The following is a 16197-nucleotide window of genomic DNA, read 5'->3' as shown; positions in this document are numbered from 1 at the left end:
AAAGCCACGATGACTTGACTATATGGTAGGTATCAAATGTGTAGCGAAGGGCTATGATCTTTGACACCCAAGCCAACAAGCATACTAAACGTCATCACACATTGACAGCTCCCATTTTGCGAGCGTGTTTTATCAAATATCTCTCTTTTCGTTGTTTATTAGTTGGCCACGTGTAAATTTTTCTATACTTTTACACCTAAAACGTAAGCAAAATTATGAAAATAGGCAACATCATCAGGCATTATCCGCTCTCTTGTCTCGTCATTGTTACCATTTGGACGCTATGCCTTATACCCATTCCCGAAACTCCGTTGAGCAATGTTTCGATGATAGACAAATGGACGCACATAGTGATGTATGGCGTTTTTTGTGCCATTTTGTTGACCGAATACGGTCAAAGGCATAAACATATTCGGTGGTCACAAATTATCGTCGGCGCCGTAATCCTTCCCATTGCAATGGGTGGTCTCATCGAGATTGTGCAAGCCACATGCACCGGAGGCAACCGCAGTGGTGATATTTACGATTTCTTGGCCGACGCCCTTGGCGTGCTCTTGGGCGCCGCTATCGGTACTCTTCTGGCACGGTATCTTTCCAAGCGACATAAGGATTAGTTAACAGGTGGGAATTGTAAAAACGCGCGTCACCCGTAACCTCCAACCCGATGAAATCGGGTTTTTCATACTCTTCGGCTACATTTGACAATTCCACTTCTGCCAATACAAGCCCCTCATTGTCCCCATGAAACTCATCCACCTCAAACACGTGGTTGCCGCTATTGACCAAGAAACGATGTTTGTCGATGGTTCCACCTTGACATAGCTTCATCAAATGCCTGGCTTCATCCAACGTGATCTCTTTCTCAAACTCGTATCGCGACAGGCCACCGTCTTTGCTTCGACCTTTGATGGTCAAGAAAGCATGGTCGTCGCGCACACGCACACGCACCGTGGCACCCATAGCAGGAATGTAACCTTGCTGGATATGGCTGGCTGAGAAGGCGACATCCCTATATTCGCCCCCTCTTCTCACCAAGAACTTGCGCTCTATCTCAAGCCCACTCATCCTACGATAGTCATGGTCCATATCATGTAAAGTATGGCCAAAAGAATGAGAACACTAAAGATCCATTTCACAATTGTAGCGCCATGAATTTTCTGTTTTTCCTCTCTGTTCATGCGTTTCACCTCCCTGCTCATACTGTTAATCTCACGTACAGGCTCATGTGGGTTTGTTTTGTTTTTGCTCATGATATTTTTCCAATTAGAAAGTTTAACATTAGATATTGTTAGTACTGTGATTGAGCTTCCTCGCCTCCGGCATATTCCATGAGGTAGGCTTTGATAAAATTATCCAAATCGCCGTCCATCACGCCATCCACATCAGATGTTTGATAGTTCGTGCGATGGTCTTTTACACGGCGGTCGTCAAACACGTAGCTACGTATTTGGCTACCCCATTCTATTTTCTTTTTGCCAGCCTCTATCTTGGCTTGTGCCTCCATGCGCTTCTTAAGCTCACGGTCATAGAGCTGGCTTTTTAACAATTGCATGGCTTTGGCCTTGTTTTTGGGCTGGTCGCGTGTCTCGGTGTTCTCTATCAATATCTCTTCTTTCTCGCCCGTGTCTGGGTCTTCATATTGATAGCGCAGGCGCACGCCCGACTCCACCTTGTTCACGTTTTGGCCGCCCGCGCCACTTGAGCGGAACGTATCCCAGCTCACTCGCGCCGGGTCTACGTACACCTCGATAGTATCATCTACCAAAGGACTGACAAAAACGCTGGCAAAACTCGTCATGCGCTTGCCCTGAGCGTTGTAAGGCGACACTCTCACCAACCGGTGAACGCCATTCTCGCTCTTGAGGTATCCATAGGCATACTCACCGCCCTCCACTGTCATGGTGACACTTTTGATACCCGCCTCGTCGCCGTCTTGCATGTTGGTGATAGTCAATTTATATCCATGAGCCTCGCACCAGCGCATGTACATGCGCATCAACATATTGGCCCAGTCTTGGCTTTCGGTTCCACCGGCACCCGAATTGATTTTCAACACGGCGTCCATGGGATCTTCCTCCTGTCTCAACATGTTTTTCAACTCCAAATTCTCAATAGTTCTCAGAGCTTTGGCATAGTCGGCATCCACCTCTTCTTCTGTAACGAGTTCTTCTTTGTAATAGTCGTAAGCCAATTGTAATTCATCGGCAAACTGCTTTGCCTCTTTATAGCCTTTGACCCACTTCTCAATAGCCTTCACCTTTTTCATTTGAGCCTCGGCCCTCTTGGGATCTTCCCAAAAATCGGGCGCTTGCGTTCGCAGCGTCTCTTCTTCCAGCTCTACTGTTTTTTGGTCTATGTTGAGGTAGTGATGGAGCTTGTTCGTGCGCTCCACAATATCCTTTACTTGATCTGATGTAATCATTGTCTTTGTTTTTGCCTTGTAAGGAGATGTGAAATGATGTCATGTGTTTTAAAAACGCCATTTGTAGTCACCGGCCATGACAACTATTCCTCGTACATTTGGTCTATCAGCTCCTTGTATTTTTTATTGATCATGGGGCGCCTCATCTTCAAAGTGTTGGTCAGTTCGCCCGTTTCCATCGTGAAATGATGTGGCAACAGCACAAACCGTTTGATCTGCTCGTAATAGGCCAAGCTCTGTTGCAGCGTTTGTATGCGCTCCATCATCATGTTGTGCACATCTGGGTTAGCGCATAATTCCTCGTGATTTTCAAATACGATATTATGGTTTCTCGCCCACTCTTCCACGATATTAAATGCCGGAACGACAAGGGCCGAGACAAATTTACGTTGGTCGGCGATCACCGCCACTTGGTCGACGAACTTGTCTACCAGCAACAACGACTCCACCATTTGTGGAGCCACGTATTTACCGTTGCTCGTTTTGAATAGATCTTTGATACGCTCTGTTAAGAACAGTTCTCCATTCTCTATGTATCCTGCGTCTCCCGTGTGGAAGAAACCGTCCTTGTCGAAGGCTTGTTCCGTGAGGTCGTCACGATTGTAGTAGCCCTTGGTGATAGTAGGGCCCTTGAGCAATATCTCGTCGTTGTCATCTATCTTGATTTCCAAGCCACTGATAGGGAAGCCAACAGAGCCTAACGTAAACTTCTTGTCAAATCGGTCGCAGGACACCGTGGCCAAACTCTCGGTGAGACCATAGCCCACCACCATAGGTATGCCGACCGAATGAACAAACTCTTCAACATTCTTTGACACGTAAGCACCAGCCGTCGGGAACAGGTGCGGACGCTCCAAACCAAGCTCCTTGCGCACCAAGCTAAGCACCATCTTGTTCATCATCTTGTATTCCAATATCAAGTTTAAAGGTGCCCGTTTGTTGTTACCGTGATAGTCTACATTATATTTGCGGCCCACCGCCAAGGCATGGTTAAACAGTTTGCGCTGTACCACATTAGACCGGTCTATCTTGTCTTTCACGGCTTGAAACACCTTCTCCCAAAACCGTGGCACGCTTGACATGCACGTGGGATGCGTCTCGCGCATGGATTGCTGTATGTCGTGGGGATAGGTATTGATGATCAACTGCGCTCCTTGGCGTAATGCCAAGTATGCCCACGCACGCTCAAAGATGTGCGCGAAGGGCAAAAAGTTTATCACACGGTCTTTTTCTCCAACTGGCACAACCTCGGCATTGGCTTTCATGGCAGCTTGGTATTGTGCGTGCGTAAGTATCACACCCTTGCTCTCGCCAGTGGTGCCACTGGTATACAAAATGTTGCAAATGTCTTCATCCTTGGCTTCTGCCCATCGCTCGTCTAATTCTGTTTGTCGCGGAAGTTGCTCGCCAAGTTTAATAAAATCCTCAAAATAAAGGGCGTTGGGGTCGTGGCTACTGATGCGCACCCTGCCATCGAAGACGATGATACGTTCCAACGAAGGGCAAACTGGTAGCACACGACGAGCCTTATCGTACTGCTCCTGCTCGCCAACAAAAAGAAATCTCACCTGCGCATCATTGAGCATGTACTGTATTTGTTGCTCCGAGCAAGTGGCATAAAACGGTATAGAGCATGCCCTCACGCCGTAAGCGCCAAAGTCTGTGTACAAATATTGTATGCAATTTTGCGAGAAGACGGCTATGTTTTCTTGGGGCTTCACGCCAATGTTAAGCAATGCGTTACTCACCTGTTTAACCCGAAGAGAAAATTGGTTCCATGACACGGTCTTCCATGTAGGATTACCAAAGCTCCTAAATGTCAACACTGGGCGAGAGCCATATTTCTTGGCCTGCTCGTGAACGAATACCGAAAAGTGGAGTTTGCTACGCATACGATATAGTTTATTATAATGCAAAGATAAGGTTTATCATGTAAGAAAACAAGAATATCGTTATTTTTTTAATTTGGTGTGCACGTTAATCGTAGGTGGTTGTGTTTGCCGTGGCATATCCACAGCGTTGCCACGAGGGTGTTTTGTAAGCGTGGCGCATCTGCAAATATTTAAACGATACGTGAGCAAAGAGTTAAATTGTGGTGCCAAAGACAGAGGACTGGTGCGTGAGAAATGCTGGCCATGGGATGAGATGGCAGGATGTACAAATGAAATACAAACGATGAAATGGGCATTTTTTACATATAGGCATGCAGTAAACGCAGAGTGAGGAATGCCCAAAAAAGTCGGACTCGAAAGATGAAAATATATTGTAAAAAACTTTACAATAGGTCTCGTAAGACGCGCCTATTTACAACAAAGGAAGTGTGTAGATGCAAATACGCGAAAATGAAGCCATCTTATCAAGCACCTGCAGAACAAGATGTTACACCCAGAAAAGCATGCTCGCCTAAAAAATCTCTTCCCAATGGCTTGCGATTGAGTGCTATTCGGATGCTGATTAGGCATTAAAGGTGTTTCGAATAAGTATGAAACGGATTGCGTTTACGCCTTAAACACGACGCCATAAAGCATTAATCGTGAATACAAAGCGTAAACGTGATATACTTGAGCGACCCAACATTGCCTTGGAATAGGGAAAAACGCCTCTCAAACGACAATTTTTACATATCGCTTTTTTGTGACTATTTTATGACAGTGAAGCCCTGTTGTCTTCTTGAAATCGTAGATGAGCAATAAAATTCAGCCTTTGCGGCTTGAGCCATCAGCCATGGACTACCACCTATCAAGAAAAGCACATGGGGTCTATCTTCTTAACCAAACTTCTGGATTTAGCTTGGCTCTCTCCTTGCGAAGTTGGAATTGAAGTATATTATCAGCGCCGACAGCTCCAATCACTTGCCCTGTTCCAACTTTCTGTCCCTTGCTAACCGAGACCGACCGAAGGTTGCAATACACGGATATATAAGCGCCATGACGCACCATGACAACCATAGTTCCACCGTAGCTGATAACCGCGCTCACCTCTCCATCGTACACCGAGCGAGCCTGACAACCATTGCTACCCATGATGTTGACACCCTTGTTGTCGAGCGTCACGCCTTTCAATCCCTCTACATTGTATTGTCCAAAATGACTCACTATCTTGTATTTGCCGGTAATGGGCATGGGCAACCTGCCACGATTAGCCTCAAATCCACTGTTCATCATCCGATCCACGGTTGAAAATTTGCGCGCGTTCTCTGCGTTTTCCTTGGCATCGGCTATTTCCCTCTTTGCCCTCTCGGCGTCTGCCACCTCTTTGCGCTCAGCTGCTCTACGCTGCGACTCGGCCTCACGGGCTGCCTGTTCGGCGGCTGCGGTTTTTGCCTCAGCCGCGCGTTGGATAGCCTCGGCTCGCTGAGCTTGTTCAGCCAGTTTCCGGGCTGCGGCTTGCTGGGCTGCTCGCTCATTGGCTACAGCAGACTCTTTAGCTTTTTTCTCGGCTGCCGCGGCAGCCTCCAAGCGAGCTTGACGAGCATCTTGCTCGGCCGCAGCTGCTTTGCGGGCCTCCTCCTTCAGTTTGGCCTCTCGCTCCTTGGCTTCTGCTATTCGGCGGGCGTTCTCACGAGCAGCGGCAGCGGCTGCAGCTTTCTTGCGCGCTATTTCGGCAGCTCTACGTTTGGCGGCTTCGGCCGCGGCTGCCTTGCGCTTGGCTTCGGCTTCAGCGCGTGCCCGGGCTTTCTGTATCTCTATCTCAACCAAGCGGTCTATCTGCGCATTAAGGGCGGCATCCCTTTTATGCTGCTCGGCAATGATCGATTGGATGGTTTTCTGTTGCTTTTGCAATCCTTGCACCATCTGTTGTTGCTCGGTTTTGTTGCCTTCCAACTTTTGTTTCTCTTGTTCACCCTTTGACAAGAGGTTGTTCTTTTGTCCTTTCACGTGGTGCAATTGTTGTCGCTTGTTGGTCACCTCACGTTGCTTGGCTCTTACCATCTCACCTTGAGCGCGCTGGTATTGTGCGTACTCACGCACAAATCTCAAGCGGCGGTACATTTGGTACAAATTTTTAGCAGAGAAAATGAACATTAACTTGTCTTGTACAGAACGATGGCGCGCCATATACTTCATGGATTTTATATACCTCGCCTGCCGGTCTTTCAATTGTGCCTCGAGTGTGGACAACTGCGTGTTGAGTATGCCAATATTGCCATCTATATGATGAATATCGGTTCGTATCTCCTCAATGTTTTTTTGTCGACGGTCTATTTCTCCGTTCAGCATGAGCAATTGTTGCAACCGTTGCTCCACGTCTTTCTTATTGGCTTGGAGCGCTTGCTCCTGCTCTCGTATCTTTTTTTGAATGGACACACGCTGTTTTTGCAATCCCCTGATAGAAGAATTGCTATACGTTCTGTTCTTACCCCCTCTCTTTTGAGAAGTGTTCTTGGATGAAGTCTTGGCTGTTGTTGTGTGTTTTTTTCGTGTTTGTTTTCTCGTTTGGGCATCAACGCCAACCACTAAAATACATGCCAATAAAATAATCAGTATTTTTCTCATTACATATTCAGTAATTTTCCGAGAATATCTCGTGCGTCCATTTGTTTGTAAGAAGGTGAGATGGTAGTGCGAGCATTCCATTTTTCATTGGTGCTAAGCGTACCCATATCAATCCTTATGATAGTCTTTTTTATCTTGTTGGTAGCTGTCGTGGAGAACGAAAACTCTTGAAAAGTTGGAAATCTCTTGCTTCCAAGAGGTTTGAACTGGCTGTACTTCCAAGTCAATTCCGACTTGTCGCGCCCGTCATTGTCATAAGTTACCAAAGCGTTTTGTATTTGTCCGTTGTCGCGATCGGCCTGCCACACATAGCCCATCTTGCCGTTTTGCAAAGTGACATCAACGTTTTTTCCCATTCCATCGAGTTTGGCGTCAAATCTATGGAGGTCAGCCTCACCAATCCTTGAAGCGCCGGGGAGCAACAATTGGTTCCAAAACAATGCTTGCAGGGAATAGAAATTCAGGCCATTCTCTTTTAAAAAATCCAATTGATTGTAGTCAGCTTTGACATATTGTTTGTGAAGTCGGTCAATGACAAGTACATAATTGGGGGTGAACTCCAATCTTCCCACCTCGCTCCCAAGCAGCGGAATGAACAGTTGCAAGCGTATGACCTCGTCTTTTCGCATCCTTATGGCTCCCGGCACTGTAATGTCTTTGTCTCCTGTTTGAGCTGTAAAGGTCATGTCGGCGACAATGTTTTTAGCGTAAACTTTTTGGTCACTCACCTTTTGAACAAAGGCTAACTTTTGCGCCTCCATCGATGTCGCGCCGTTTGATGGCTTGTTTATCACCGAGCCACTGTCATTGACCATGGCTTTCTTAGTACCGCAAGAGGCAAGCGCCAAGAGAATGGATAAAATTAAAAAAACTCGTGCTGTCTTCATTTTTTCACCGTATATCGTTTTATTTTCCGATTGATAGCCTTGGCATCTCCGCCCAACTTGATGGCTTTTTGCCAGTATTCCAAGGCATGGCCAATGTCTCCTACCTTGGCGTATATGTCTCCAGCATGGTCCATAACATCAGCGCTGAGCACTGAGTCGGTATCGTTTTTCAAGGCTTGGTCTATGTATATCTTCGCTTCAGCGTACCTGTTTTGGCAGTAAAGCACCCATGCGTAAGTGTCAAGGAAAGTGGCGTTTTTGGGCTCAGCCTTAACCGCCAATGCGCTCATAGCCTCCGCTCGCTTGAGATCTCCTCCTTCAACAGAAAGGAAATAGGCGTAATTGTTGAGCGTGTTAACATGGTCTGGCTTCCATTGTAAGCAACTATCAAAAGCCTCGTATGCCTTTTCACGATAGCCTTGGTTATGGTATATCTCTCCCATGATGGCGTAAAAGTCGCTTACAATGGCTGGATCACTTTTATCGTTGATTTCGGCAGTGCCTCGCTGAAAGGCATCAAGAGCACCCTTGTCGTCTTTTTGATAGTAACGCGCAAGACCTGTGAAATAATAAAACGCCATTTCATCAGGATTGTAAAGCATGCCCGGCTCGCTTAATTCGGACACTTCCTTCCAATTTTGCTTGGCCCATTTACTTTGGATTAACTGAAAGCGCGCAGCGGCATTGTCGGGTGCAAGCTTGAGCAATTGTGTCAATATCTGATTGATTTGCTCTTGAGGCATCTTCTTGAGCGAATAATAAGCTGCTTGCATTTCTAATATCGATGAGTCTTTTGGCAATTCTTTTTGCATGTGATCAAACAGTGAAAGGATAACGGTGGAGTCTCCTCCTTGTTGCTCATTTTCCTGAATGACTTGCCGCAAAAACTGCACACGAGTTTCTTTCGGGGTGTTTTTTCCCAACAAGATACGTTCCATCATCGCCTTGGCTTGTTCTTTTTCCCCATTCATTCGATAGTAATCATACATCGAGCTTTGCGCGTAAACATTGTCAGGCTCCGCTTTTAGCGCGGTGTCAAACAACTTGAACGCTTTTTGGGGCTTCTTGTTTTGCAAGAGCCAATTGCCTAACATAATTGTATAAGTAAGGTCGTTGGGATGCGTGTCGGCCAAAGTTTTCAATGTTTGGTAAGCCTTTTTGGTATCGTTTTTCAGTTCGTACACACGCATACGAGCCAAAGCGAATTGTTCGTTCTCGCCCTCTATTTGCTCCAATCTGTCGATGGCATGGAGCATTTTGTCGTAATCTTTCTGCTGTTGGTATAGTTGGACGAGGATGTTCATCACGTCGCTGCGATCTCGCTGCGTCTCGCTTAATCGCTCGTAAACTTTGACTGCTTTGGCATAATCGCTCAGTCCTATATAATATTGAGCTAATTTCTCTTGATATGTGCTATTCTCGGGGCGCAATTGAGCGGCCATTTCCAAACGTTTTAGCGCGACGCTGTCTTGGCGAAGCTGCGAGAAATACCGCGCCTGTAAGAAGTAAGCCTCGGCCGCCAAAGAGTCTATCTCAAGACAATGCCCTAACAAATCGAATGCCGCCGCATAGTGTCCGGCATTTTGTTGCCGTACAGCCTCAAGGAAAAAATATTTGTAACGCAAACTGTCCGAATAGCTTAGTTTGCGCGATGCTTTTTGTGTCTTCGCGTTTTTGGCTCTCCCCTCATTGGCATATAGGTGCGAGGGCATAGCCCATGTCATGGCCATAAAAATGGCGACCATGTATAACGTGAATTGTTTGCACATTCCGACCATCTGCAATTGTTATTTTATCCCCGTATGACCATATCCTCCAGAGCCTCGACCTGTTTCGTCAAGCTCGTCCACTTGCTCAAAAGAGGCCTGCTCATAGCGCGCTATCACCATTTGCGCTATACGCTCGCCGTCGTTGATAACAAACTCCTCGTCAGAAAAATTCACGAGCAAAACTTTAACCTCTCCACGATAATCGGCGTCGATAGTGCCAGGCGTATTGAGCACGGTGATGCCGTGTTTCAGGGCCAATCCACTTCTTGGGCGCACTTGAGCCTCATAACCATCGGCCAAAGCGATATGCAATCCAGTTGGCACCAACTGTCTTTGCATTGGTCTCAACACGATAGGTGCGTCAAGATTAGCCCTCAAATCCATACCCGCACTTTGCGCTGTGGCATATCGGGGAAGCAACTGGTGCCCCTTGTTGACAACTTTAATTTTTACCATATAGGGTGCAAATATAAACAATTATAACCACATTATTACATTTTAAATATTAAAAAGACCGAAAACAGAAAATTAAACGTAACTTTGCGAACAAAGCATACAGCATTATGATGGACTGGAAACAACTCATATCCAACAGGCGTCTGGGGCAGGAAGATCGACATCCCTTGCGCCATGACGATCGATCGGAGTTCAAACGCGACGGCGATCGGCTCATCTATTCGGCTCCCTTCCGCCGCTTGCAGAACAAGACGCAGGTCTTTCCGCTGCCCGGAAGCATATTCGTGCACAACCGGCTCACCCACTCTTTGGAAGTTTCCTCACTCGGCAAGTCATTGGGCGACGACGTGGCCAAGCGTCTTATCAAAAAGCATCCGGAGCTTCAAGGAACCCTGTTTGAGGAGATTGGAACCGTTGTTCAAACCGCCGGACTGGCACACGACATGGGAAACCCACCATTCGGGCACTCTGGAGAGAAAGCCATTCAAACCTATTTTACGGAGGACAAAGGTTCTTTTCTCAAACATAAGGTAAGTTCGGAGTTTTGGGACGATATCACACATTTCGAGGGAAACGCCAACGCTTTTCGCCTATTGACCCACCAATTTAAAGGGCGTAGGCCCGGAGGATTTGTGATGACATACACCTCGCTTGCGGCTATGGTGAAATATCCATTCGCCAGCGCGATCTCCGGAGCACACGGCAAGTTTGGTTTTTTTACGTCGGAGATAGATACTTATCAAAAAATAGCCGATGAATTGGGCATTATTCGCATATCAAAGCCCAATGATCCCTTACGCTATGTACGACATCCCTTGGTCTATTTGATGGAGGCGGCAGACGACATCTGCTATGAGATCATGGATATTGAAGACTCACACAAACTCAAGATCTTGTCATACGAGGAAACCTCCGACCTACTCTTGGGCTTCATGGAGCAACCCATGCGGGAGTCTATCAAGGAACGTTTAGAGGCCGAGGGAGTAACAGATCTCAACGAGCGCATTAATTATATGCGTGCCTGCGTCGTGGGGTTGCTTGAGGGCGAGTGTGTAAAGACATTTGTCGAGCATGAGGACGAGATCTTGTCGGGCACGTTTCAAGGTAGCCTTATTGACAATATCGCCGAACATCAGCGCTTAGCGTACAAGCGATGCGCGAAGATAGCTTACAAGAAAATATACCGAAGCAAGCCTGTTTTGGACGTGGAACTGAGTGGTTACAAGATCATGGAGACGTTGATGCAGCGATTTATAGACGCTGCCGTAAATCCTGGTAAATTTCATAGCAAGCAACTCATAGACCGCGTGAGTAGCCAATACGACATTGAAAGCGACAATTTGGAAACGCGCGTCATGGCTGTCTTGGATTATATCAGTGGTATGACGGATATTTACGCTCTTGACATATACCAAAAAATCAATGGCATATCCTTGCCCATTGTGTAGCTGTCCCTATGAGTACGTGAATGTGTTAAAATACATTCATGCCAAATGCGGATGCTATCAAAAACCCCTTCCATAGGCAGCTGGCTATGGAAGGGGTTTTTGATCGTGTGCCAACGGTAGTGTTTCTCAAGCCGTTACAGTATCACGTTATTGGGTTTCCCGGGAATCTTGAGGGCTTCTGGATGCTCTTTCACAAAACTATTGATATGCCTAACACGTTTCTCTTCAAATATTTCGTCTGTCGCAATGAGAATGCCGCTCTCCTCCACGTTGCCAAACGTGTCGTTGATGGCTGTGCCAAAAAATTTCATCGAAGGACTGAGGTTCATATAAGCATTGACTAACGGTGGGATGTTAAAACCCAATTGGCGCACCTCGTGGTTCAATATGCGGTAGTCTTCTTTAAAGTCTTTTTTGCAAAAAATAGAAGCCAATTCTGTTTGATCAGTCTCCATTTTTACAGGTTTCATCGGATAAATGAGCTTTTCTTTATCCCCAAAATGCTTTTGTAGAAAGTATAATATCATGTCTCGTCCACGCTTGCTGAACGAGGGATACATTGTCATTTTTCCCAAAAAATATTTGCACCGCGGATTGAGCACGGTAAGTGCGCCAAGTCCGTCCCACAGATTGTCAAGCGCAAAGATACTCTTGACACTCTTTCTCACATTCTGATACCCCAACGACACGAACGACCGGCCCAACTCAACAGTATAGGGCGCATAGTGTTTCATAAAATCGTCAGAGAACCTGAACAGGTGACTCATGGCCAAATTAGGCTGTCCGTCATCCTTTATTTTCCATTTGTCGCCAAACAGATAGCGGTATCCGCCAATGATCTCTTCGGCCTCTGGGTTCCAAACCACTAATTGGTTACAACCGTCACGCATGGTGTCATAGCAATCTATGTCAACGGCTTTGCCCGTTCCACCACCCGCGCCTCTGAAGGCAATCTCCCTCTGCCGGCCTATTTCCCTCATCACGTTGGGCGAATTTTGAGCCGTGACCACGTAGATGTCGTTATGACTTTTGTTGGTGGTGCGCATCAGTCGCTCTGGCGTGAGCTCTTTTTTCAACGCCTCCTTGCTAACGGGTTGGATAATTTTTTCTTCCATATTGTTTATAGTTGGCCTTACTCCGCACGCAATCCCAGTGTTCCTGCCTGCTCATAAACCCTATCTTCTACATATTTTGCCCATTCCACCGGTTTTTTTCTATTGTCGAAAGTTTGCCAAGGAATGGGTTTCCCAACAACCACTCTAAAGTGTTTATGCCGGTTTTTGTACATCTCGTCGACTAAAAAAAGCATGGCAATGTTTACTTTCAGCCCTATTATCTTTTGCCATTTAGCTATGCGATAAAAGCGTTTAGAGTTGCGTCCACTGAAATAGATGGGCACCACATCACGCTGATATTGCACGCTTTTGGTCACAAATGTTTTTTTCCACGGCAAGTCATGTATTCTTCCGCCAATGAGACGCGAGTTTAGGCCGGCCGGAAACATGAGTATGTGGTTGTCGCTTTGAAAGCCCATTTCTACCATTCGCGGAAAGTCTCGCGCTTGCCGCCCGGTTTTATTGATGCCGATACACACTGGTCTCAATCCGGGCAAAAACATCAAAAGGTCGTTCACCAAGTAGCGAAATTTTCCGTCATAACGTCTACCGATGATGGCACCAAGGCACACGCCGTCTTGTCCTCCTAACGGATGGTTGGAAACAAAGGTATAGAGCTTACCGTCATGCTTATCGGGCAGGTTTTCCTCGCCCTCGATGGAAATGTCCATGTCCAAGTATTTTACGCACGCTTCCAACCATGACGTGCCCTCTTTGTCACGATTTTCCCACAAAAAAGCGTTTACTTCGTCTTCGTGGGCCAAGCGCTTCAACCAATTAATGACAAAACGGGGCACATACTTCACCTTGCCCCCCATCTTGCTTCTCAGCACCTTTTCAATGTCAATTGTTTTTTGTACGTTTTGTACCATGTTTCCGATCATGCTAAGTAGTTGCAAAAATAGCACATCTTTTCGTAATTTTTACTTTTTCTTTTAAAAAAAAACGTAATTTCTTAAAAATGAAATATAAAACCGTCAGATTTTTAAATATAATCCCTTCTTTATCATCACTGTGTTGCCGAAATGGAAATTGAGTCATCTCTATCTATGACTGCCATCAGCTCATAAACACTCTCAGCAGTACAAACGCTTCAGAAAATGTCAATATAAATCATAAAAAATAAATCGAACGAAAGCATGTGGTATATCCGCCAAAGTTTAAAAAACTGTGCCATGATAAAATAAAACTTTTGCTGGAATATCTTCTTCGGTTTGTCATTGTTACTCAATCATGATGCCCTAAAACACTATTTGTACGGCCCTTATGATTGATCTTACATGTCAATAAAATCTGAAAAGCAACAAGTGCCTTATAAACAGCGATTTGTGAAAAATATCAAAAATGGCCTATTCCGGCCTCCACAGCATTGGTTTGGACCGATAAATTCTAAACATGGGGCGTTTGTAAGATTTATTACATCTTTTTTTTCCTTATCTCGAATATGGCTGATAAGTTTACACTCTCACCACATACGGCAAAAATACAACACACGGCAACATTGCCAAAGACGTTTAGAAAATGCATAGAACAAGCAAATAGCGTTAAAAAACAACCTAAAATGAAAAATAGTGGGGCAAAGTGGCTAAAAGTGGGGAATTTTGCGTAACTTTGAAGCGAAATCAGATTACATAGATGTACGCATGCGTTTTTTAGGCAATATAGAAGCAAAGATCGACACCAAAGGGCGAGCCTTTCTCCCTGCACAGTTTCGCAAGAAGCTCGTGCATGGCGAGGAAGAGGGTCTTGTGCTTCGACAAGATATCTTTGAGCGTACGCTTGTGCTCTACCCCGAGCCAGTGTGGAACGATCTAATGGACGAGTTACGCAGTCGACTTTCACGCTGGGATCGTGCGCAACAGATGGTCTATCGCACGTTTGTGAGTGGAGTGACATACGTTTCGATAGATTCCAGTGGGCGCATCCTTATCCCTCGAGACTTCCTTGAGACCGTAGGCATCAAGCAGTCGCTACGCTTTGTAGGCATGGGCGACACCATTGAGATATGGGCTTGTCAAGCCAACGATAATTTACCCATCATGAAAAAAAACGAGTTTGCGGAAGCGTTGGAACAACTTATGAGCAGCAAGGACAGCCAACTTGAATAATCAAAGTCTGCCAAAAAAAACTTCCCCCCGAAAAATATGGTTACTAAAGCAGAGACATATCACATCCCAGTGTTGCTCAAAGAGAGCGTGGACGGCCTGGCTATCAAGCCCGGTGGCATCTACGTGGATGTCACCTTTGGCGGTGGCGGCCACTCGCGTGAGATACTCTCGAGGCTTGGTGGCAAGGGGCGGTTGTTCAGTTTTGACCAAGATGAAGACGCAGAGGCTAACATCGGAGATGTCACGGCAGAAGGTTTCACCTTTGTGCGCTCCAACTTTCGCTACCTAAAAAATTGGATGCGCTATTACAAGATAAGCAGTATAGATGGCCTTTTGGCCGACCTCGGCGTGTCGAGCCATCATTTTGACGATGAGACACGGGGGTTCTCGTTTCGCTTTGACGCTCCCTTGGATATGCGCATGAACAATCGCGCGGGAAGGACGGCCGCAGATGTTGTAAACGAAGAGACCGAGGAACGACTGGCTTCCATCTTCTACCTCTATGGCGAATTGAAATCCGCACGGCGAATAGCGGCAGCCATCGCAAAGGCGCGAAAAGAAGCCCCCATCTCCACCACACAAGATTTGTTGCGAATAGCGGAACCCATATTCAATCGAGAACGAGAGAAAAAGGACATGGCCAAACTCTTTCAGGCTCTGCGTATAGAGGTGAACCAAGAAATGGAAGCCCTCAAAGAGATGCTCCGGGCGGCAACGCAGCTACTCGCCCCGGGTGGTCGAATGTGTGTCATAACTTACCATTCGATAGAAGATCGCATCGTGAAAAACCTGATTAAAACTGGCAATGTGGAGGGACGGATTGAGAAAGATTTCTTTGGCAATGTGGATCTTGCGCTCAAACCTGTGAACAACAAAGTAATCATACCTGACCAAAACGAGCAGGCGCACAACCCAAGAAGCAGAAGTGCCAAACTAAGAATAGCGGAAAAGAAATGAAAGAGGATTTAAAGAATAATTCGCATACGTTCAGCCAAGCCCCCGATGGCTCCGCCGACCAAGCAGTGAGAGAAGCCTTGCGCACCACCACCTCCACAGAAAACCTGAAGGATGGGGAGACACCCCAAACGGAAGTGGGCAACACCGAACAGGCTCCGACGCTCAAACAGGTGATACAGGAACAAGCCATCGAAGGAGAAGCACCTCTGTCGCGCAAATTCTCATTGCGCAAAATATTGGGTGGTGACATACTAAACACGGCCGCCATACGTCGGCAAATATGGCTTTTTGTACTGATAGCGGCTTTCATGGTGGTCTATATTGCCAACAGATATGGCTGCCAGCGTGACATCATTGAGATAGATCGTCTGCAAGAAGAATTGAAAGATGCCAAATACAAAGCCCTCTCAAGCACGAGTCAGCTCACCGAGAAGAGTCGCGAGAGCAACGTGATGGAAATGCTCAAAACAAACCAAGACAGCGTGCTGAAAATAGCTAAGCAACCACCATACATCATCAACATACCCGAATAGTACCAA

The 16197-nt window shown here is 46.3% G+C and carries 15 protein-coding genes; 5 read left to right on the top strand and 10 right to left on the bottom strand.

Translation table 11 applies throughout. From position 1 onward, the window contains the following. The first annotated feature begins 215 nt into the window (after nt 1–215). Nucleotides 216–614, top strand: a complete 399-nt coding sequence (locus C7379_RS05590) for a VanZ family protein (protein WP_165815031.1) — start codon at nt 216–218, stop codon at nt 612–614. Here the strand turns inward: C7379_RS05590 and C7379_RS05585 are convergent. The 8 genes from C7379_RS05585 to dut form a co-directional block, all read right to left on the bottom strand. Next, complete coding sequence (locus tag C7379_RS05585; protein WP_116616381.1) at nt 565–1065, bottom strand: CYTH domain-containing protein; 501 nt, start codon at nt 1063–1065, stop codon at nt 565–567. The two genes, C7379_RS05590 and C7379_RS05585, sit on opposite strands and share 50 nt — an antisense overlap. Continuing rightward, nucleotides 1062–1250: a hypothetical protein gene (locus C7379_RS05580; RefSeq protein ID WP_116616380.1), complete on the bottom strand. Its 189-nt coding sequence runs from the start codon at nt 1248–1250 to the stop codon at nt 1062–1064. Before C7379_RS05580 ends, C7379_RS05585 begins: the two co-directional genes overlap by 4 nt. Nucleotides 1251–1288: 38 nt before the next feature. Continuing rightward, nucleotides 1289–2422 (bottom strand): peptide chain release factor 2, encoded by a 1134-nt coding sequence (gene prfB, locus C7379_RS05575; protein WP_116616379.1) that lies wholly within the window; start codon nt 2420–2422, stop codon nt 1289–1291. A gap of 83 nt (nt 2423–2505) precedes the next feature. Then, on the bottom strand, nt 2506–4314 hold the full coding sequence (locus C7379_RS05570) for an AMP-dependent synthetase/ligase (protein WP_116616378.1): 1809 nt from the start codon (nt 4312–4314) through the stop codon (nt 2506–2508). Nucleotides 4315–5181: 867 nt separating this feature from the next. Continuing rightward, a complete protein-coding gene (locus tag C7379_RS05560) occupies nt 5182–6918 on the bottom strand; it encodes a peptidoglycan DD-metalloendopeptidase family protein (RefSeq protein WP_116616376.1) in 1737 nt (578 codons plus the stop codon). After that, nucleotides 6918–7805 carry a lipoprotein insertase outer membrane protein LolB1 gene (gene lolB1, locus C7379_RS05555; RefSeq protein WP_116616375.1) on the bottom strand — a complete coding sequence of 296 codons (888 nt, stop codon included), beginning with the start codon at nt 7803–7805 and terminating at the stop codon, nt 6918–6920. The genes C7379_RS05560 and lolB1 overlap by 1 nt, the downstream gene beginning before the upstream one ends. Beyond that, nucleotides 7802–9550, bottom strand: coding sequence for a tetratricopeptide repeat protein (locus C7379_RS05550; protein WP_243406721.1), 1749 nt, complete (start codon nt 9548–9550; stop codon nt 7802–7804). Before C7379_RS05550 ends, lolB1 begins: the two co-directional genes overlap by 4 nt. 42 nt (nt 9551–9592) lie before the next feature. Beyond that, nucleotides 9593–10030 (bottom strand): dUTP diphosphatase, encoded by a 438-nt coding sequence (dut, locus tag C7379_RS05545; RefSeq protein ID WP_116616374.1) that lies wholly within the window; start codon nt 10028–10030, stop codon nt 9593–9595. Between the two features lie 110 nt (nt 10031–10140). On the opposite strand from dut, the gene dgt reads away from it, so the two are divergent. After that, a complete protein-coding gene (gene dgt / locus C7379_RS05540; protein WP_116616413.1) occupies nt 10141–11478 on the top strand; it encodes a dGTP triphosphohydrolase in 1338 nt (445 codons plus the stop codon). A gap of 134 nt (nt 11479–11612) precedes the next feature. Here the strand turns inward: dgt and C7379_RS05535 are convergent, their stop codons facing one another. After that, nucleotides 11613–12593 (bottom strand): glycine N(alpha)-acyltransferase GlsB, encoded by a 981-nt coding sequence (locus tag C7379_RS05535; RefSeq protein WP_116616373.1) that lies wholly within the window; start codon nt 12591–12593, stop codon nt 11613–11615. A 17-nt stretch (nt 12594–12610) separates the two neighbouring features. Then, the gene (locus tag C7379_RS05530) at nt 12611–13465 is read right to left on the bottom strand and encodes a lyso-glycine lipid O-acyltransferase GlsA (protein WP_116616412.1); all 855 of its coding nucleotides are present in this window, start codon (nt 13463–13465) and stop codon (nt 12611–12613) included. A gap of 771 nt (nt 13466–14236) precedes the next feature. On the opposite strand from C7379_RS05530, the gene C7379_RS05525 reads away from it, so the two are divergent. The 3 genes from C7379_RS05525 to C7379_RS05515 are packed head-to-tail and all read left to right on the top strand — an operon-like array spanning nt 14237 to nt 16191. After that, complete coding sequence (locus C7379_RS05525; protein WP_116616372.1) at nt 14237–14701, top strand: division/cell wall cluster transcriptional repressor MraZ; 465 nt, start codon at nt 14237–14239, stop codon at nt 14699–14701. A 36-nt stretch (nt 14702–14737) separates the two neighbouring features. After that, complete coding sequence (gene rsmH, locus C7379_RS05520; protein WP_116616371.1) at nt 14738–15658, top strand: 16S rRNA (cytosine(1402)-N(4))-methyltransferase RsmH; 921 nt, start codon at nt 14738–14740, stop codon at nt 15656–15658. Further along, nucleotides 15655–16191, top strand: a complete 537-nt coding sequence (locus tag C7379_RS05515) for an FtsL-like putative cell division protein (protein ID WP_243406720.1) — start codon at nt 15655–15657, stop codon at nt 16189–16191. Before rsmH ends, C7379_RS05515 begins: the two co-directional genes overlap by 4 nt. Nucleotides 16192–16197: the final 6 nt, after the last annotated feature.

This window comes from Hallella colorans (genome assembly GCF_003096815.1).
GTDB classification, from domain to species: domain Bacteria; phylum Bacteroidota; class Bacteroidia; order Bacteroidales; family Bacteroidaceae; genus Prevotella; species Prevotella colorans.
Note: the sequence above shows the minus strand (reverse complement) of the source record. Positions and strands in the feature narration are given on the sequence as shown.

Excerpts from the sequence above, each read along its gene's own strand:
- C7379_RS05590 (WP_165815031.1), top strand. The coding sequence starts at position 216 with ATGAAAATAGGCAACATCATCAGGCATTATCCGCTCTCTTGTCTCGTC.
- C7379_RS05585 (WP_116616381.1), bottom strand. The coding sequence starts at position 1,065 with ATGAGTGGGCTTGAGATAGAGCGCAAGTTCTTGGTGAGAAGAGGGGGC.
- C7379_RS05580 (WP_116616380.1), bottom strand. The coding sequence starts at position 1,250 with ATGAGCAAAAACAAAACAAACCCACATGAGCCTGTACGTGAGATTAAC.
- prfB (WP_116616379.1), bottom strand. The coding sequence starts at position 2,422 with ATGATTACATCAGATCAAGTAAAGGATATTGTGGAGCGCACGAACAAG.
- C7379_RS05570 (WP_116616378.1), bottom strand. The coding sequence starts at position 4,314 with ATGCGTAGCAAACTCCACTTTTCGGTATTCGTTCACGAGCAGGCCAAG.
- C7379_RS05560 (WP_116616376.1), bottom strand. The coding sequence starts at position 6,918 with ATGAGAAAAATACTGATTATTTTATTGGCATGTATTTTAGTGGTTGGC.
- lolB1 (WP_116616375.1), bottom strand. The coding sequence starts at position 7,805 with ATGAAGACAGCACGAGTTTTTTTAATTTTATCCATTCTCTTGGCGCTT.
- C7379_RS05550 (WP_243406721.1), bottom strand. The coding sequence starts at position 9,550 with ATGGTCGCCATTTTTATGGCCATGACATGGGCTATGCCCTCGCACCTA.
- dut (WP_116616374.1), bottom strand. The coding sequence starts at position 10,030 with ATGGTAAAAATTAAAGTTGTCAACAAGGGGCACCAGTTGCTTCCCCGA.
- dgt (WP_116616413.1), top strand. The coding sequence starts at position 10,141 with ATGGACTGGAAACAACTCATATCCAACAGGCGTCTGGGGCAGGAAGAT.
- C7379_RS05535 (WP_116616373.1), bottom strand. The coding sequence starts at position 12,593 with ATGGAAGAAAAAATTATCCAACCCGTTAGCAAGGAGGCGTTGAAAAAA.
- C7379_RS05530 (WP_116616412.1), bottom strand. The coding sequence starts at position 13,465 with ATGGTACAAAACGTACAAAAAACAATTGACATTGAAAAGGTGCTGAGA.
- C7379_RS05525 (WP_116616372.1), top strand. The coding sequence starts at position 14,237 with ATGCGTTTTTTAGGCAATATAGAAGCAAAGATCGACACCAAAGGGCGA.
- rsmH (WP_116616371.1), top strand. The coding sequence starts at position 14,738 with ATGGTTACTAAAGCAGAGACATATCACATCCCAGTGTTGCTCAAAGAG.
- C7379_RS05515 (WP_243406720.1), top strand. The coding sequence starts at position 15,655 with ATGAAAGAGGATTTAAAGAATAATTCGCATACGTTCAGCCAAGCCCCC.